General features: G+C 59.3%; 16 protein-coding genes. 10 read left to right on the top strand and 6 right to left on the bottom strand.

Annotated elements, in window-relative coordinates:
• The first annotated feature begins 62 nt into the window (after positions 1 to 62).
• Positions 63 to 860: a polyphosphate--glucose phosphotransferase gene (ppgK, locus tag HMPREF2743_RS01905; protein WP_070527276.1), complete on the top strand. Its 798-nt coding sequence runs from the start codon at positions 63 to 65 to the stop codon at positions 858 to 860.
• A gap of 201 nt (positions 861 to 1,061) precedes the next feature.
• Positions 1,062 to 2,519 carry an RNA polymerase sigma factor gene (locus tag HMPREF2743_RS01910; RefSeq protein WP_070527273.1) on the top strand — a complete coding sequence of 486 codons (1,458 nt, stop codon included), beginning with the start codon at positions 1,062 to 1,064 and terminating at the stop codon, positions 2,517 to 2,519.
• Positions 2,520 to 2,606: 87 nt separating this feature from the next.
• Here the strand turns inward: HMPREF2743_RS01910 and dhaM are convergent, their stop codons facing one another.
• From dhaM to HMPREF2743_RS01935, 5 genes are all read right to left on the bottom strand, one after another.
• Positions 2,607 to 3,317: a dihydroxyacetone kinase phosphoryl donor subunit DhaM gene (gene dhaM / locus HMPREF2743_RS01915; RefSeq protein WP_070527270.1), complete on the bottom strand. Its 711-nt coding sequence runs from the start codon at positions 3,315 to 3,317 to the stop codon at positions 2,607 to 2,609.
• Positions 3,318 to 3,320: 3 nt separating this feature from the next.
• Positions 3,321 to 3,986 carry a dihydroxyacetone kinase subunit DhaL gene (gene dhaL / locus HMPREF2743_RS01920; RefSeq protein ID WP_070527267.1) on the bottom strand — a complete coding sequence of 222 codons (666 nt, stop codon included), beginning with the start codon at positions 3,984 to 3,986 and terminating at the stop codon, positions 3,321 to 3,323.
• 2 nt (positions 3,987 to 3,988) lie between these two features.
• Positions 3,989 to 4,990: a dihydroxyacetone kinase subunit DhaK gene (gene dhaK / locus HMPREF2743_RS01925; protein WP_070527264.1), complete on the bottom strand. Its 1,002-nt coding sequence runs from the start codon at positions 4,988 to 4,990 to the stop codon at positions 3,989 to 3,991.
• A gap of 105 nt (positions 4,991 to 5,095) precedes the next feature.
• Positions 5,096 to 6,886: a DEAD/DEAH box helicase gene (locus HMPREF2743_RS01930; RefSeq protein WP_070818084.1), complete on the bottom strand. Its 1,791-nt coding sequence runs from the start codon at positions 6,884 to 6,886 to the stop codon at positions 5,096 to 5,098.
• Positions 6,887 to 6,988: 102 nt separating this feature from the next.
• On the bottom strand, positions 6,989 to 7,240 hold the full coding sequence (locus HMPREF2743_RS01935) for a DUF3039 domain-containing protein (protein ID WP_012715089.1): 252 nt from the start codon (positions 7,238 to 7,240) through the stop codon (positions 6,989 to 6,991).
• A 48-nt stretch (positions 7,241 to 7,288) separates the two neighbouring features.
• On the opposite strand from HMPREF2743_RS01935, the gene HMPREF2743_RS12325 reads away from it, so the two are divergent.
• The 6 genes from HMPREF2743_RS12325 (at position 7,289) to galE (ending at position 13,058) form a co-directional block, all read left to right on the top strand.
• Positions 7,289 to 7,771 carry a DUF3099 domain-containing protein gene (locus tag HMPREF2743_RS12325; protein ID WP_083298990.1) on the top strand — a complete coding sequence of 161 codons (483 nt, stop codon included), beginning with the start codon at positions 7,289 to 7,291 and terminating at the stop codon, positions 7,769 to 7,771.
• Between the two features lie 78 nt (positions 7,772 to 7,849).
• Entirely contained in the window at positions 7,850 to 9,391 is a 1,542-nt protein-coding gene (locus tag HMPREF2743_RS01945) for a DUF7782 domain-containing protein (RefSeq protein ID WP_210383638.1), read from the top strand.
• Positions 9,392 to 9,490: 99 nt separating this feature from the next.
• Positions 9,491 to 9,967 (top strand): D-aminoacyl-tRNA deacylase, encoded by a 477-nt coding sequence (gene dtd, locus HMPREF2743_RS01950; RefSeq protein ID WP_070527251.1) that lies wholly within the window; start codon positions 9,491 to 9,493, stop codon positions 9,965 to 9,967.
• Positions 9,968 to 10,106: 139 nt separating this feature from the next.
• Positions 10,107 to 11,102, top strand: coding sequence for a sigma-70 family RNA polymerase sigma factor (locus HMPREF2743_RS01955; protein WP_046648202.1), 996 nt, complete (start codon positions 10,107 to 10,109; stop codon positions 11,100 to 11,102).
• Between the two features lie 287 nt (positions 11,103 to 11,389).
• Entirely contained in the window at positions 11,390 to 12,070 is a 681-nt protein-coding gene (locus tag HMPREF2743_RS01960; RefSeq protein WP_070527248.1) for a metal-dependent transcriptional regulator, read from the top strand.
• 4 nt (positions 12,071 to 12,074) lie between these two features.
• Entirely contained in the window at positions 12,075 to 13,058 is a 984-nt protein-coding gene (galE, locus tag HMPREF2743_RS01965; protein WP_070818085.1) for a UDP-glucose 4-epimerase GalE, read from the top strand.
• Here the strand turns inward: galE and HMPREF2743_RS01970 are convergent.
• Entirely contained in the window at positions 13,015 to 14,163 is a 1,149-nt protein-coding gene (locus HMPREF2743_RS01970; protein ID WP_070527242.1) for a DUF4192 domain-containing protein, read from the bottom strand. The genes galE and HMPREF2743_RS01970 overlap by 44 nt on opposite strands.
• 352 nt (positions 14,164 to 14,515) lie before the next feature.
• On the opposite strand from HMPREF2743_RS01970, the gene HMPREF2743_RS01975 reads away from it, so the two are divergent.
• Positions 14,516 to 15,535, top strand: a complete 1,020-nt coding sequence (locus HMPREF2743_RS01975; RefSeq protein ID WP_070527239.1) for a PAC2 family protein — start codon at positions 14,516 to 14,518, stop codon at positions 15,533 to 15,535.
• 104 nt (positions 15,536 to 15,639) lie between these two features.
• Positions 15,640 to 18,213, top strand: coding sequence for a DEAD/DEAH box helicase (locus tag HMPREF2743_RS01980; RefSeq protein ID WP_070527236.1), 2,574 nt, complete (start codon positions 15,640 to 15,642; stop codon positions 18,211 to 18,213).
• Positions 18,214 to 18,365: the final 152 nt, after the last annotated feature.

Consider the following 18,365-nt stretch of genomic DNA (forward strand, 5'->3'; position numbering starts at 1 on the left):
ACCTTCGGCGCAAATGCTGAAGTATCACCACATCATCGGGCGGCTAAACATAGACTGTCAGTATGACCGTGCAAGAAACACAGCAGCAGGATACGAATCCGAGCACCCAGCACCATAGCCATGCCTTCGGCATCGATGTTGGAGGCTCCGGCATCAAGGGTGCCGTAGTAGACCTCGCGACAGGAGAGTTCGTCGGCGACCGCCTCAAGATCGCCACGCCACAGCCTGCCACCCCCGACGCCGTTGCCACGGTGATCGCCCAGATCGTCGCTGAGAAGAACTGGGACGGCCCTGTCGGAATTACTATGCCCGCGGTGGTCAAAGAACAGATTATTCGCAGCGCAGCGAATATTGATAAGTCATGGATTGGGGTCGACGCGCAGGACTTGCTGGGCAAGTACCTCGATGCTCCTTTTACCGTGCTTAACGACGCCGACGCAGCCGGCCTCGCCGAGGTGGCCTACGGCGATGACGTTGCGCGCTCCGGCCCTGTCATCTTCCTTACCCTGGGCACCGGCATCGGCTCCGCCTTCCTGCTCGATGGTCAGCTCTTCCCCAATACGGAGATCGGCCACCTCATCGTCGGGAAAAAGGAGGCAGAGCACCAAGCCTCTTCCGCGGTCAAGGAACGTGAGGGGCTCAAGACTAAGCAGTGGGCAAAGCGCGTCAACCGAGTGCTCCACGAATACGAGGCGCTTTTTAATCCCTCAGCTTTTGTCATCGGCGGCGGAATCTCTCGGAAGTTTGACAAGTGGGGCGAGCACTTGAGCATCGAAACCCCAGTCGTTGCAGCTCAGCTCCGCAATCGCGCGGGCATCGTCGGGGCCGCAATGGCAGCGAAGGAAGGCATTCGCCCATAAACCGAGCAGAACCTATCTTCCCCAGTTGACCCCAGTCACCGCCTGGTAACAAAAATGATCTATACTGGGCTGTCGATTATCGAATATCCAGCGGCGCGCCTCCCCTGCTCATTACGGAGGCGGGCTAGCATCGGGGACTAGTCGCGATAAACTTGCGCGTCCCCATAGTTTCCACTCAAAGAGCAAGTCGAAAGGGCGTACGTGGCAGCCACTGATTCTTCAGACCAGGTACTCGGCGAGGGCGAGAGCACCTCCGAGGCATCTGCACCTGCACAGAAGACCGCCAAGAAGACGGCAAAAAAGACAGCCAAGAAGACGGCTAAGAAAACCGCGAAAAAGACTGCGAAGAAGACGGCTAAAAAGACAGCCAAGAAGGCTGCTAAAAAGACGACTCGCAAGTCTGCTCAGAAGGCGACGAAGAAGACCGCCAAGAAGACTGTGCGTAAGTCGGCGGCGAAGAAGGCAACCTCGCCTGAAAGCTCTGAGTCTGCTGAAGAGCTCGCAGAGGATCAGAACGACGAGTTGGATGCCGAAACCAACGACGATGCCGATATCGACTTCGATCCGGACAACGCAGAGTTGGACGAGGACGACGAGTTCGGTGACGACGATGACGACCTCGAGGGCGAAGACTCCGAAGAAGAGGATGACGGCTCATCTGTCTGGGATGAGGATGAGTCCGCAGCCCTGCGTCAGGCTCGTAAGGACGCAGAGCTAACGGCCTCGGCAGACTCTGTCCGCGCCTACCTGAAGCAAATCGGCAAGGTCGCCCTCCTCAACGCAGAGCAGGAGGTTTCCCTGGCCAAGCGCATCGAGGCCGGCCTGTACGCTCAATACCGCATGGATGAGATGGAAAAGGCCCGTGCCGAGGGCGACAAGGCCGCCAAGCTCTCTCCCATGGAGAAGCGCGATATGCGCGCCATCGCCCGTGATGGACGCAAGGCAAAGAATCACCTTCTCGAGGCGAACCTCCGCCTCGTGGTGTCCTTGGCTAAGCGCTACACAGGCCGCGGCATGGCATTCTTGGACCTCATCCAGGAAGGCAACCTGGGCCTGATCCGCGCCGTTGAGAAGTTTGACTACACCAAGGGCTATAAGTTCTCCACTTATGCCACGTGGTGGATTCGCCAGGCCATCACCCGCGCCATGGCGGATCAGGCACGTACCATTCGCATTCCAGTGCACATGGTGGAGGTCATCAACAAGCTGGGCCGTATCCAGCGTGAGCTGTTGCAGGACTTGGGCCGCGAGCCTACCCCTCTGGAGCTGGCGAAGGAAATGGACATCACTGAGGAAAAGGTGCTGGAGATCCAGCAGTATGCCCGCGAGCCTATTTCCTTGGATCAGACAATCGGTGATGAGGGTGACTCCCAGCTCGGTGATTTCATTGAGGATTCTGAGGCAGTCATTGCCGTCGACGCTGTGTCCTTCACTTTGTTGCAGGATCAGCTCCAGGATGTGCTCACTACCCTGTCCGAGCGCGAGGCCGGCGTGGTTCGCCTGCGCTTCGGCCTGACCGATGGCATGCCGCGCACTTTAGACGAAATTGGCCAAGTCTACGGCGTTACCCGCGAGCGTATTCGCCAGATCGAGTCTAAGACCATGTCTAAGCTGCGCCACCCATCGCGTTCCCAGGTGCTGCGCGACTACCTAGACTAAGCAAACTGAAAGAATAAAGCGGCGAGGAGGTTTAGCCCTCCTCGCCGCTTTTCTTTACCCTATGGAGCCGATAGACTCATGGGATTTCTAGCCTTCGATCCCCAACTCAATCGCTGTGGCGATCCGATCGATGACGTCTTTATCGGAAACTTCTCCGCTGATGGTCACCGAAGCGCCCTGGGATACCCCGAGAGACATCAGCATCATTGCAGAATCTGCCTCTGCCGACTCTCCGTGACAGGAGAGGGTTACATCCCCTGCTGCTTCCGCAGCCAACTCTGCAATCCTTGACGCCGGACGGGCATGCAGACCCGCCTCATCGGCCACAGTCACTGTCAGTGAGTACTCACCAGCGTTTGTGTCTGGGTTATCCTCGTCTGCAGACGCAGTGGCTGAGGACTGCTTCGGAAGGAAGACCTCGATGGCGCGTTCCGCGGCTTTGACCACGGCGGCAAGTCCATCACCCTGTTGAGCGGCAGTGGCTGCTGCAATAGTGGCTTCGACAAAGGGGGCATCGACAAACTTCACCGTCTCTTCGTCAAGGAACTCAAGAACGGACTCAACGGTCATCGTGGCCGAGCCTAAGTCACTAAGGACGACCACGCTAAGACCTTGGCCACGTGCATGGCTAACGGCACCTTCGACGAGGTCAAAAGACGTTCCGATGCCGCCTTCCTCCAAACCACCAGCAGGAAGGATGGTCACGTCGGGAGCCATCTGAGCAGCAAGCTCAGTCAGCCCTTCAGCGAGCTTGGCCGAGTGTGATACGAGAACGAGTCCAACGCGGGGCTGTGCCATATTCTATGCTTCCTCCTTGAGGGTTTCGGCGGCGTCGGCAGCCGCAGCGATAAATAGAGCCGAGGATGTAGCCCCCGGATCCTTGTGCCCCGCAGAACGCTCCCCTAGGTAGGAAGCGCGGCCCTTCGTGGCCACCATCGGGATAGTCGCCTCCGCGCCTGCTGCTGCGGCGTCGGCAGCCGCGCGCAGTACCTCAGCGGGACTCTTCGCGGCATCCGCCGCATCACGAGCGGCCCGTGCGGCCGGTGCCCAGGCATCGACCATTGTCTTCTCCCCTTCAGCTGCCTTACCGCGGACGGTGATTCCTTCAAGTGCGGCTTCAATGAGAGCAACCGTCGTGGGCGCATCAATCTCTCCAGGGCCAGCGGCTTTAGCCGCGCGTAGGAAAGCTGTTCCCAGCAGCGGACCAGAGGCTCCACCAACGGTGGACATAAGTGTCTTCGCCGTCAGCTTCAACACATCAGCAACATAAGAAGTCTCCGGTGAGATATCCGAATCCACTTTCTCCACGACGGCGCGGAAACCGCGATCGACGTTTTCACCATGGTCGCTATCCCCAATGGCGCGGTCAAGCTCGATGAGTTCCTCGCGGTGTTCGTGTGCCGCTGCGGCGCAGTTTTTCATCCACGCCTGGGCCCACGCTGTTGACAATGTCGCACTGTTGGTCATATCTACATTCCTTGTCGTAGTGCAGCGGTGTGGCACGGGTCATCAAAAAGCTCGAGGTCTTCCTCGTCCGCGCGCATGACGGTAACGGAGCATCCGGCCATATCTAGGCTGGTAACGAAGTTACCCACGAGGGAGCGCTCGATGCTCACGCCTGCCTCCTGCAGGCGCTGGGCGACGCGACGATAGACCACGTACAGCTCGGACGCCGGGGTGGCTCCCATACCGTTGACGACAACGATAGTGCGCTCCCCCTTGTTCAGTTCAAGATCCGCCAGCACGGGATCGAGCAGGTGGTCCGTGACATCATCGGCAGAAACCAGAGGAATTTCCTTGCGGCCCGGCTCGCCATGGATACCCACGCCGAGTTCGACTTCGTCTTCCCCGAGGCCGAAGGAGGGTTTGCCCACATGGGGCACGGTGCAGGCAGAAAGCGCTGCTCCCATAGTCGCGGTATTCTCCACTACCTTCTTCGCCACAGCAGTTACTGCCGCGAGATCATCTCCGCGTTCAGCTGCGGCACCTGCCAGCTTCTCCACCAACAGCGTTCCGGCAACGCCGCGGCGACCGGCGGTGAAGGTGGAGTCTTCCACCGCAACATCGTCATCGACAACGACCTGGCTGACCTCAATGTCATCGAATTCTGCCAGCTCCGCCGCGGTGTCAAAGTTGAGGACATCGCCGGTGTAGTTCTTGACAATGTAGAGCACCCCCGCCCCAGCGTTCACAGCTTCGGTGGCGGCTTGGATAGCGTCCGGCGTAGGCGACGTGAACATGGCACCTGGCACTGCCGCGTCCAACATGCCATGCCCAACGAAACCCGCATGCAACGGCTCGTGCCCAGATCCACCGCCAGAGACAATGGCAACCTTGCCGTCTTCTTTCCCCTGCTTGCGGGCAACGAAGAGCGGATCGGTGGAGCGAGTGACGATGTCACCGTGGGCTAAAGCAAAGCCCTCCACTGATTCGGCTACTACGTTGTCCGGTAAGTTGATGAGCTTTTTCATCATCCATCTCCTTAGGTTTTCATTGGCCTCGAGCACTCTTTACGGATTGCTGCCGAGCCTACCCGCGCTACCGGATACTGTGCCGAATTCTACTGCGTCCGCGCGCTACCACTTGCGCAGGTAATCTATGCGCTCCTGGAGCTGCTCAGCATTACACAATGCGGTGGGCGGGCCCCCGCAGGCCTTGCGAGCTTCGGTGTGGATGGCGCCGTGTGGACGTCCGGTGCGTTGGGCGGTGATAGACACTACTGTGTTGAGCTCTTTGCGCAACGCGGAAATCTCATCCACCACACCTGGCTGGGAACCGGCGCTGCTTGCCGACGCCTCCGCCCCGCGCTTGGGCGCATGTGGGGTGCCGTAGAGCTTGCGGCGTTGTTCTTCCGCCGCCTCTGCAGCCCGGCGCGCCTTCTCTTCTGCTTCGCGGCGGTCCAGCTCATCGGACTGCTTCTTGCGCAGAAGGTCCTTGACCTGGTCGGCGTCGAGAAGCCCGGGGATGCCGAGGAAATCCTCTTCTTCATCGGTGATGTTGCCCGTGGTGAACTGCGAGCCGTTGTAGAGCAGTCCTGAGAATTCTGCTTCCGCGCCTAAGGATTCATAGGAAGGCTCGAGCATGTCCGGTTCGGACTTCTTCTTATTGGCGTCCTCGAGCAGCTCATCGTCCCAGCCTTCCTTGTCGGGGTTTTTCTCCCCTCCCAGAACGTGGTCGCGTTGCTTCTCCATGTTCTCGGCAAGTCCCAAGAGCACCGGCACGGAAGGAAGAAAGACTGAGGCTGTCTCGCCGGGCATGCGGGAGCGCACGAAGCGGCCGATGGCCTGTGCGAAGAAGAGCGGTGTCGAAGCAGAGGTGGCATACACGCCCACTGCGAGGCGGGGAACGTCGACGCCCTCCGACACCATGCGCACGGCCACCATCCACTCGTCGGTGGATTCAGAGAACTCCGCAATACGCGCCGAGGAGCCTGGGTCATCGGAGAGGATGACAGAGACTGGGGTATTGGAAATCTGCTTGAGGATCTTGGCGTAGGCGCGCGCGGTTGTCGTGTCGGTAGCGAGCACAAGGCCGCCGGCGTCCGGCATGTTGCGGCGCATCTGCATCAGCCGTGTGTGCGCCGCCTGCAAGACGGTGGGGATCCACTCGCCTTTCGGGTCGAGGGCCGTGCGCCAGGCGCGGGCGGTCTGCTCCGGATTGAGAATATCTCCGAGACGGGCCGCATGTTCCTCACCGGCACTATCGCGCCAGCGGGACTCGCCGGAGTAGCTGAGGAAGACGACGGGGCGCACGACACCGTCAGCAAGCGCATCGCCATAGCCATACGTGTGATCAGAGCGGGATACGAGGTGACCTTCCCCATCCTCCTCGTAGCGCACGAAAGGGATCTGCGAGTCATCGGAGCGGAAGGGAGTACCGGTCAGCGCGAGGCGGTGCTCCGCATCATCATAGGCTTCCCGCACACCATCGCCCCAGCTCTTGGCTTCACCGGCGTGGTGGATCTCATCGAGGATCACCAGGGTGCGCCGCGCCGAGGCAACCGCGCGGTGCTTGTACGGGTGCATGCCCACCTGCGCATAGGTCACCACGACACCGTCCATCGCGGGGTTGACTCCCGAGGAGTTTGTGAACTTGGGGTCGAGCGCTAGCCCTACGCGGGAGGCGGATTCCGACCACTGCACTTTGAGGTGCTCGGTGGGCACCACCACGATGACACGCTCTACGGTGCGGTCCGCCATGAGCTCTGTGGCCACACGCAGAGCAAAGGTAGTCTTACCTGCGCCTGGCGTTGCCACCGCCATGAAATCCTTCGGCTTGGTGGCTAGGAACTTATCCAAAGCTGCGCGTTGCCACACGCGAAGCGAACCACTATTGGCAAATCTCTGTGCTGGAGTCTGTGTAGACACGGTCAGCGATTATCCCCCTCTAGTTATCCCAACATCCCGCTTCTCTGAAGTTCTCGATCCTTAATGCTTGGCATCGACGCAGGATGAACGTCGATGCACAGCTTAACGGCGGCGCAAGCTCTTATAGACGCGCTCGCAGTCAGGGCACACGGGCGAACCAGGCTTGGCTTGCTTGGTTACCGGGAAGGTCTCTCCGCACAGGGCAACGACGTACTTGCCGTTGACCGCGGAGTCGAGGATCTGGTTCTTCTTCACGTAGTGGAAGAACTTCGGGGTGTCGTCGTTGGTCGACGTATCCTCGCGGACATCAGGGCGCTCAATAGTCTTAGTCGTCGTACTCACGCCCACTATCATGCCGCATCAGTATCGAAGTTGGCGAGTCCTCCAGCTACGCTGATAGGCATGACCCCTTCGAACTCGCGCGATAACACCCGCCATACCCCACGATCGGGGCAGCGGCGCGGACGTCGATTCGGGCGCGAAACGCACCTCATCACCACGGCAAAACTCGCCCCGGGTCAAGACCGGCATCGCCGCGAGATCATCTACTCCATACTGCAGTTTCTGCGCGTTCCCTCCCTCCTGATATCCGGAGCCATGGTTTATGTTTGGCAGTGGTGGATTCCCGCTGCCCTCGTCGTCGCCGTCACCTTCCCTCTCCCCTGGATCGCTGTGGTCATTGGCAATGGCCGGGGTCAAAAGAAAGACAAACGCGAAAAAGCTGTTTATAAACCAGCCCTTGCCCGGCAAATGGCGCAGGCGCAACGTGAGGAACTCACCAGCGGTTCCCACGGTGAACTGCCCGGCGCGCCTGGGCGGCACAATCCCTCGTCAGGAGCAGACGCAAACAGTACTGCAACTGACACAATTGACCACGAAGATTAGAACATCACTGTTTCCCTCCCCGATGCATTTAAGGATTCTCTTGTGAGCACCCAGCAGCCTTCTCCTTTTGGCCCAGCGATGAACCCGGAACACCCCATCGCGGACGTTGCGGCAGAACTTTCCCGAGTCTTTGCGGACGCAGGGTTTAGTGCGGATGGCATCGCAGGCCACCTGGGACCCGAGTTCACCGAAGCCCTGCATCGCGGAGAGCCCGCCGCAGTTGCCCTGGGCGCAAACGGTGATTCCCGCCTGGACCATCTCATCCGTATCTTCTTGCTACATGAACATGTACCAGCCACGCTGCTTTCCGACGTCCTCGGTGCGCGCCTAGCTGCCCAGCTCATTGATTGCGGTGTCGTGTTCAGCGATGAACACGGCACCGCCTACGTGGCTTATGACATTCGACCGCACATCATCGTGGGCAAGAATCGTGTCGTGTTCTCCGATGTTGATGCATCGCTGGTGGATCACGTACCTGGCTCTGAGCATGTGTTGGGAGTAGGCTCGGCCAGCCTGTCTTTGTTGCATTCCACGCCAACGACACCGGTGGAATCAGTACTAGATTTGGGCACAGGTTCGGGCGTCCAGGTCCTCGGGCAGCTGGATTCTGCGCAACGCATTGTGGCTACCGACGTCCATGAGCGAGCCCTCGAACTCGCCCGCGCCACCGTCCTCGCGGCGGAGGCGGAAGACCGCGTTGAGCTACGCCACGGCTCCTGGTACGAACCGGTTGAGAATGAGCGCTTCGACCGCATTGTGGCTAACCCTCCATTCGTGGTTGGCTTGCCCGAAGTGGGGCATGTCTATCGAGACTCCGGCCTCAACCTGGATGGAGCAAGCGAGCTAGTGGTATCCCAGGCAGTCGAGCATCTCAACCCTGGGGGCACAGCGCACATACTCGCAGCCTGGGTGCATCAAGGCGAAGAATCATGGCAGCAGCGCGTCGCCTCGTGGCTGCCGGATACCGGCGTGGCCGCATGGATCATTCAGCGCGATGTAGCGGACCCAGCGTTATATGTCTCAACCTGGTTGAGCGATGAATCCGTGGATGTTCGCAGCCATGAAGGCCAAGAGCGGTCACGCCGGTGGCTGGAGCACTTCCGTGAAAATGAGGTCACCGGAATCGGGTTTGGTTTCGTGGCCATCCAGCGCATCGGTGAGGACGAGCCCTCGGATATCTTGGCGGAGACCATGGCGCAGCCAGTTATCGATCCGCTCGGCCCTGAAGTGGAAGAGTACTTCGCGCGCGTCGAATGGCTGCGCAACCTGGTGCCGGGTGAATTGGAAACTAAGCATGTGCAGCTGCGCCCCGGGGTGGCCCGTGAAGACGTTGCACTGCCCGATGGAGACCTAGGCATGGGCTTTGAACGCGCGGCGCTGCGGCTCAGCCGCACCGATGGTCCCCGCTGGCAGCACGATGTCGATGAGCATCTCGCTGCCATTGTCGCCGGGCTTAACCCGAATGGTTTGAGCATCGGTGAAACCATCGAGCTCTACGCTGCCGCGCAGGGTTTTGAAGAAGCCGAGTTGGTCAGTGCAGCACTTCCGGCCATCGTGGATCTTATCCGCCATGGGCTTCTCATCCCGACCGAGCTGCTAGCTTTTAGCAACACTGAGTAGCCTCGTTCCTCCGCTACGAGCCACTTTCCTCCTTCAGTCCCCGCAGACTTCTCATCCGAGAAAGAACTCCTCTACAGAAAGGCTGTGTACTTCCCTCCCATGCGTGCTGTTTTAACCCGCGTTTCTGAAGCCTCTGTCACCGTGAACAACGACGTCGTTGGGTCCATTACCTGCCCCGACACCGGCGGCATCCTGGCACTCATTGGTGTATCGCGAGAGGACGTCGAGGCAGGCGGTGACGCCACCGCTAGCGACGGCCCGACCTTGGAAGAGAAGATGGACACGATGGCGCGCAAGATCGCTGAGCTGCGCATCCTCGAGGGCGAAACCAGCGTGGTCGATAGTGGTGCGCCAGTTCTGGTGGTCAGCCAGTTCACTCTCTACGGACGAACCGCGAAAGGCCGCCGCCCTTCGTGGTCAGATGCTGCCCCAGGAGAAGCCGCGGAGCCGGTGATTCAGGGAATTGTTGCGCGCCTGCGCGACCGCGGAATCACCGTGGAGGAAGGCCGCTTCGGAGCGATGATGCGCGTCTCCTCGGTCAACGAAGGGCCATTCACCGTGCTCGTGGAAGTCTAGATGCGGCGCGCCTCCCCCAAAATGGCCTAAAACCTCCTTCTTCCCGTGGGGTGTTAGAACATTTTTCGTGCCACGGGAACTAACTGCGCTGAAAGCTCGTTGTAGGAGATGAACCAAGCCGCAACTTAGGAGGCATGAGATGGCCACATCATCCGCTGCTAGCGTCCAGGACGAGGACGGACAGGAAGTTGACCGCGGCTCACGCCGTAACCAGACAAATGACAATCCCTCCGCGGACTTGGTCCGCGTTTATCTCAACGGAATCGGCAAAACTGCGCTGCTGAGTGCTGAGGACGAGGTTGAGCTCGCACAGGCCATCGAGGTTGGCCTGTACGCCGAGTACAAGCTCGCCAATGCCGAAAAGCTGACCCGCGCTGAGAAGCGCGACCTGAAGATTTTGGCCCGCGAAGGCAAGAAGGCACGCTCCCACCTCCTGGAGGCGAACCTGCGTCTCGTGGTCTCCCTGGCTAAGCGCTATACCGGCCGTGGCATGCCCCTGCTGGACCTCATCCAGGAAGGTAACTTGGGCCTGATTCGTGCGATGGAGAAGTTTGATTATGCCAAGGGCTTCAAGTTCTCCACATATGCAACGTGGTGGATCCGCCAGGCCATTACCCGCGGCATGGCTGACCAGTCCCGCACTATCCGCCTCCCTGTGCACCTGGTAGAGCAGGTAAATAAGCTTTCCCGCATTAAGCGCGAGATGTACCAGTCCTTGGGCCGCGAGGCCACGAATGAGGAGCTCGCTGAAGAATCCGGAATCGAAGAGTCCAAGATCGAGATGCTGCTGCGCCAGTCCCGCGATCCTGTCTCCTTGGACATGCCAGTCGGCACCGATGAGGAAGCCCCGTTGGGTGACTTCATTGAGGATGCTGAAGCAACGGATGCCGAGACCGCTGTGGTGGCCTCCATGCGCCACTCCGATATCCGCTCCGTGATTGGTTCCCTCGAGGAACGCGAACAGGATGTCATCCGCCTGCGCTATGGCTTGGACGATGGTGTCCCGCGAACCCTCGACCAGATTGGCCGCAAGTTCGGCCTCTCTCGTGAGCGCGTTCGCCAAATCGAGCGTGAGGTTATGGCTAAATTGCGCGAGGGTAACCGTGCGGACCGCCTCCGTGAGTACGCGCTCTAAGCCTTAGCTTCCTTCCCAGCCTTAGCCATCGAGGAATGCCCTTGCTGCCCAGTTGACTTGTGTTGCTGGGCCGCAGAGGACGTTGCTCGGTGGCTTTTGTGTTACCGCACGGTGATCCTCAAGGCTTTTCAATCCCGCCCCACTCCCCCTGCCAGACGCACAGTGCTGCGCGCTCTCAGCTTTCGAAAAATGCGCTATTGTTTAAGATATTCTCTTAATAGACTTCTATTACCGCGCCTAAACCTATGTGGCTACGGACCGCCGACAACGCAGAAAGGTAAGCCCACGTGAGGGACCTAGTTGACACCACGGAAATGTATCTGCGAACCATCTACGAGCTCGAAGAGGAAGGTATCACCCCACTGCGCGCTCGAATTGCAGAGCGTTTAGAGCAGTCCGGACCGACCGTCTCCCAGACCGTGGCCCGGATGGAGCGCGATGGACTTCTCCACGTGCGCACCGACCGCAGCCTTGATCTCACTCAGCAGGGCCGCGAATTAGCTACCAACGTCATGCGCAAACACCGCTTGGCTGAGCGGTTGCTCACGGATGTCCTTGGCTTGGATATCCACAAGGTCCACGACGAGGCCTGCCGGTGGGAACACGTGATGAGCGAAGAGGTGGAAAAGCGAGTCGTCGCGGTGCTGGAGGATTCTTCCCGCTCACCATTCGGCAACCCAATCCCCGGTTTGGCACAGCTGGGTATGGCTCCGGTAGAGCTCGACTTGGGTACCCGCGCCATCGACCTTCCCACGGGCCAAGAAACCGAGGCCACCATCGTGCAAATCAATGAGGTCTTGCAAGCTGATAATTCCACCTTCCACGACCTGTATGCCTGCGGCATCCAGGTTGGCTCGCACGTCACCGTGGTCAATGAGAGCGGGACGATTAGGCTGACAACGACATCAGGGCACACCGTCGAGCTTGTCGACGACCTTGCTCACGCTATCCGCGTCAAGGAGGACTAAACCAATGAAGCTGTTAGTTACCGGCGGAGCCGGCTATGTCGGCAGCGTATGCGCGGCCGTCCTCGTTGAAAAAGGCCATGATGTCACCATCATCGACAATTTCTCCACAGGCAACCGCGAGGCCATCCCGGAGAACGCGCGCCTCGTTGAAGGCGACGTGGCTGATGTCGCTCGTGAGGTATTGTCTGAGGGCGCTTTCGAAGGAGTCTTGCACTTCGCGGCGCGCTCCCTCGTGGGCGAATCTATGGAGGCCCCAGCTGACTATTGGCAGCACAACGTGGTCACTACGCTTACGCTGCTTAACGCCATGCGTGAATTCGAGGTCACCAACCTCGTCTTTTCCTCAACCGCTGCCACCTACGGTGAGCCGGCGCAGGTGCCGATCACGGAGACGATGCCCACCCAGCCGACGAACCCTTATGGCGCATCGAAGCTTGCCATCGACTACATGATTACCTCTTATGCCAAGGCCTATGGCTTGGGGGCGACTTCCCTGCGCTACTTCAACGTCGCTGGCGCCTATGGTGATATCGGAGAGAACCGCGAGGTGGAAACCCACCTCATTCCGCTTGTCCTGCAGGTAGCGCTGGGACATCGCGAGAAGATTTTCATCTTTGGCGATGACTACGACACCGCCGATGGCACCGCAGTGCGCGATTACATCCACATTCGTGACTTGGCCGAAGCCCATGTGTTGGCGCTGGAGAGCAATGCCACTGGCACCCACCGCATCTATAACCTCGGCTCCGGGGACGGCTACTCGGTCAAGCAGGTTATTGAGGCCTGCCGCGAAATCACTGGACACCCCATCCCAGCAGAGCTTGCGCCGCGCCGCGCTGGTGACCCTGCGACGCTCGTGGCTTCCTCAGACAAGATTAAATCCGAGCTCGGATGGAACCCGAGCCGCACCGACCTGAAGACCATCGTCACGGATGCTTGGAACTTCACCCGGCAGCTCGGCGAGCGGGCCCATTCCGCTCGGCGCTAAGCGTCTTTTCTGCAGGCTCCTCCCCTAGGGCGTTGTCATAAGCCTTGAGTGCCCCTGTATGAATCGAATCTCGTATCTTTTCGTGCAGGCCATGGCGGTACGCTTGGCACAGCAGCGCGCCGAGGCGGTGGCTGGGAAACTCCTCCGTGACAAGTTGCAATGCTGGCCCGGCGAGGATATCCCACTCCTGCTCCAACTGCGCTAATGCGAAAAGGGTCAGTGCATTCGCCCGCAGCTCCCCGCTGAATGTGCGGGCCGCTGCGAGGAGAAGGTCCGCCCCAGATTCGCCTGCCTTCGCGCAAATATCTACCACGAGGTCACGCGTCCACGTTGTCGCTAACCACACTGCGCAAGATTCCAGTAGCTTGCTATCCTGTTCTGCTTCTTCCACGGATGCGACTTGTTCAAGCGCCCACTGGGCATCCTCAAGAAAGTGATCCAGCAGGTCTGTGCGCTTCTTTCCTTGTGCCACAGCCACCTGCTCGCGATATCGCGTCGCCGCATCGCGAGCTTGCTGCGCTAAGACTTCTGCTTCCTCGGCGTCGAGGTAGCTATTCCCAGGTGCAAAGACCGCAAAGAAATCCTCCCTGTTTAGCTCAGGTACCACATTGTGGTCGACGCAAGAGCGCATCGAGGGGGCGTCGGTTAGCGCCGGTATAGTCCCTTCAACCCACTTCTTCATCGGCCCGCTACCGTCCGCATTGACGGTTCCATGCAGCAAGATATAGGGCTCATTCTGGGTGATTTCCTGGGCATACCACGCGGCGTCGATCTCCACTCCATCCTCAGCGCGGTCCAGGCCATAAAGCCAGTGGGACACTGCCCGCAGTTGGGTAAGAGGCTGCTTCGAGATGAGGAAGGCAAAGACACCTTCGCGGGCATGCTCCGCTAGGAGCGGTGCGATGTCTGTGATTGCTCCTTGGGCATCCGTGATATCGACGCGAGCGAGCGGCCCCATGGCTGGGCCGCGTGGAGTGGTGTCGATGGCCATAAACACCACCGATTCGGTGGGATAGAAACCTAGGAGCCCGGGGATGTTAGCGAGGAGATGACCTGGAGTTGTTATCGGTGGCATACGGTCTGTGTGCGTTGAAAAAGTGTTCATGCCTTGTAGCCTGAACCACCTGCAGTAGCCACCGCTAGGGATACCCCGGCGCGCACGGAATATCTGTGGATAACAAGTCCGGGCTGTCACTCAATCCTTGGGAATCCACTGGGTTATCCACACCAGGGCAAAGGCCAGCCTGGAAGAAGTAGTGACTGTATGGCATGCTTGTACGATCATTACCAGTTCCCGCAGACAGTTCTGCATAGGCAGGCTGCCGGGTATGTGTTCTCCTTGGAGCACCATTTCAGCTGGGAATAGGCAACAAGCCTTAAGCGTTGCATGACACAGAACGCTGAAGAAGTCCGTACGCTCGTTAAGAAGCGCACGATGAGAAGGAGGAGTCACTACCATGCAGGAAGAACAGCGCCGCATGTATGAACTGGAGTATCCCGCTCCAGTGGTCAAGGATGATTCGACTCCAGACAACGGCCCCACGATGATCGTTGCTATGAACGGTTATGCCGACGCCGGACAGGCCGTCGAAGCCAGTGCCGATCACCTCAAGGCCGCTTTAGAAAACCGCCAGCTGGCCTCGTTTAACAATGATGAGCTCATTGATTACCGCTCGCGCCGCCCCGCCGTCACCATCGATCATGACCGCACGATGGAGATTGAGAACACTGACTTAGGTATCAAGGTGCTGCGGGATAACTCTGGCACTCCATTCTTGCTTCTTTCGGGCCCTGAACCGGACTTGCGGTGGGAGGCCTTTACGGATGCGGTGGTGAACTTGGTCGAAAAATTCGATATCAAGAACACCATCATGCTCTACTCGGCCCCCATGCCGGTGCCACACACCCGCCCCACTGTAGTAACGGCGCACGGCAATTCCCCGGAGCTCCTTAACTCAATGGTGCGCATGGAATCCACCATGATGGTCCCCGGCGCCGCCGCCCTGTATATCGAGCGAGCTTTGGACAAGAAGGGCCGCCGCGTCGCCGGGTACACCGCTCATGTTCCGCATTACCTGGCCGCCTCCCCGTACCCGTCGGCCACGCTGCGTCTTTTGGATTCGGTGGCGAGCGCAGCTGGCCTCAACATCCCACTGGGCAGCTTGGAAGCAGACGTGACTCGCGTTAACCAGCAGTTGGAGGAGCAGGTTACCAACTCTGAGGAAATTGCAGGCGTGGTCCACCAGCTGGAGGAGCAATATGACGCTTACATGGAGCGCTACCGCTCCCGCCACCCGCAGGCCATTATGCCGGGCGAAGAGCATATGCCTACTGGTGAGGAAATCGGAGCAGACTTCGAAGCTTTCCTCGCGGGCCTCGACGACAACCCGGATATCCTCTCCGAAGAGATCGATGACCGCGAAGACAACTACGGGCGGGAGCAAGGCCCCGGCTCGGATATGGATGATGACGTCTAATCGCGGTTAGGTATACCGCACGAACACAAGCACCGAGAACAGCCCTCCGGGGGACTCTAGGGCGGAGGCCTAGTCCGCGGTGCTTTTCGCCTAAGGTGGGACGGGTGAACCTTTCTCAGATGTTGCCCGATCTCGCCGAAGTCCCCGAGTCGATGGTTGATGAGGCCATCTGGGACACATTTTTGTCCTGGACTTCTGGCCGTGGTATTTCGCTTTACCCAGCGCAGGAAGAAGCCTCCCTCGGCATTCTTGCCGGGGATAACGTCATCCTGGCAACTCCCACTGGTTCCGGCAAATCCATGGTGGCCAACGCCGCCCACTTCATTGCTTTGGCGCGCGGCCAGCGCAGCTTCTACACCGCACCCATCAAGGCCTTGGTGAGCGAAAAATTCTTCGCGCTCTGCGAGATTTTCGGCCCCGAGAACGTCGGCATGATGACCGGTGATGCCACGGTCAACGGCTCCGCTCCCATCATCGCCGCGACGGCTGAGATTGTGGCCAATATTGCGCTGCGTGATGGCGCGGAAGCCGCCATTGATCAGGTAATCATGGATGAGTTCCATTACTACTCCGAGCCTGATCGCGGCTGGGCCTGGCAGGTTCCGCTGTTGGAGCTACCGAAGGCCCAATTCTTGCTCATGTCCGCCACCTTGGGCGATACCGCCTGGCTGGAGAAGGATTTGACGGAGCGTACCGGCCGTACGACGACTCTGGTAGCGGGAACAACTCGCCCAGTGCCCCTCGACTTCTCTTATGTCTTTTCCGCGGTCCACGAAACCATCGAAGAATTGCTCGCCGATGGCAAGGCCCCTGTCTATGTCGTCCACTTCTCCCAGCGCGAGGCCTCAGAGCGCGCGCAGGCGTTGACTTCCCTGTCGAAGATCATCACCCCGGAGGAGAAGGAGGCCATTGCAGCTGAGCTCGCGGGCTTCCGCTTCACCACGACGTTTGGCAAAGACCTCTCTAAGCTTCTGCGTAAGGGAATCGGTGTGCACCACGCTGGTATGTTGCCGAAATATCGGCGCTTGGTTGAGCGCCTGGCCCAGAAGGGCCTTCTCAAGATTATTTGCGGCACCGATACTTTGGGCGTGGGCATCAACGTCCCCATTCGCACAGTCCTGATGACCGGCCTTGCCAAATATGATGGAACCCGCCAGCGCATTCTGAAGTCTCGCGAGTTTCACCAGATTGCCGGCCGCGCTGGCCGCGCCGGTTATGACACGGAAGGCACCGTCGTCGTGCAGGCGCCGGAGTATGAGATTGAGAACGCCAAGGCGCGGCGCCGTGTGGGCGATGACCCAGCAAGGCTCAAGAAGCTGAAAAAGAAGTCTGCGCGCGACGGTGAAGTGTCGTGGTCGGAACAGACTTACGCACGGCTTATCGACGCCGAACCGGAGCAACTAACGTCCCAATTCCGAGTGTCCAATTCCATGTTGCTCAACGTGCTCGCCCGGCACGGCAACGGCTACGAGCATCTCAAGCACCTGCTGCGCACCAGCCACAACACGCGTGCCCGCCAGAACGAGGACATCCTGACGGCATTGAGTCTGTTCCGGGGACTTCTCAATTCGGGCGTGGTGCAAAAGTCTACGAAGGGGCTCGATATCTACGGCCGTCCCTACCACGTCGTGCGAGAGATGCCGCGCGATTTCGCCCTCAACCAGCCTTTAGGGCCCTTCGCGCTGGCAGCGCTCACCCTGCTGGATCCCGAGTCCGAGACCTATGCCCTCGATGTCATCTCCGTGTTCGAGGCGGTACTTGATGATCCTCGCCAGGTTCTCATCGCACAGCAAAAGCAGCGACGCGGCGAGGAAATCGCAGCACTCAAGGCGGAGGGCGTGGACTATACCGAGCGCATGGCCATCGTGGAAGACATCACGTGGCCAAAGCCTCTGGAAGAGCTCCTCGAGCAGTCCTATGAGACCTTCTGCCAGACCAACCCATGGGCGAAGGAGTTCGAGCTGCGGCCTAAGTCTGTAGTGCGCGACATGCTGGAGAGCGCCATGACTTTTTCCGATCTCGTCGCCACCTACGGTCTGGCCCGCTCGGAAGGCGTCATTTTGCGCTACCTGACCGATGCCTGGCGCACGCTCAAGCAGTCCATTCCTGCGGAGTTCCTCACAGAGGAACTCGAGGACATTATCGTCTGGCTCGGGGAGCTTATCCGCCAAGTCGATTCTTCGCTTGTCGACGAGTGGGCTGAGATGGCTGGCGAGGACTCCCCCATTTCCCAGGAAGATTTGGACCGCGAGTTGGCCTTCGGAGTCGAGGATCCCACCGCCTTGACCGCGAATCAGCGGGCTTTCAGCATCATGGTGCGCAACTACTTCTTCCGCCTTGCCCAACTCTTTGCGTTGGAGAAGGAAGAGCGCTTGGCAGACCTGTTGGACTACTTGGAGGAGATTCCTGACTTTAGCCGTGCCCTCGATGACTACTTCGATGACTACGATGACATTGACACTGGGCCAGCGGCTAGGGGCCAGGAATACTTCCTCCTGGACAAGGGCGACGCAGGTTCGGGCGCTCGTGGCGTTGGCGGCTCGCGGTCGTGGACCGTGCGTCAGATCCTTAAGGACCCAGAGGGTGATAATTCCTATCAGCTCGTTGGCACCGTAGATCTCGATGCCTCCGATGAAGCCGGGGAGGTACGGCTATCCGAGCTGCGCGTGGAGTACTAGGGCGCATAAGCAGGGACTATTAATACCCCCCTTTCTGAATTAATATTTTCTACACACCGCATATTATGCGTATGATTGGGGAATGAGTACGCCACAGCAGATAGACGAACGCAAGCTTTCCCCTATCCCTCACGCCAGCGCAGCGCCTGCGG

The sequence above is a fragment of the Corynebacterium sp. HMSC036D02 genome (assembly GCF_001836165.1).
GTDB lineage: Bacteria > Actinomycetota > Actinomycetes > Mycobacteriales > Mycobacteriaceae > Corynebacterium.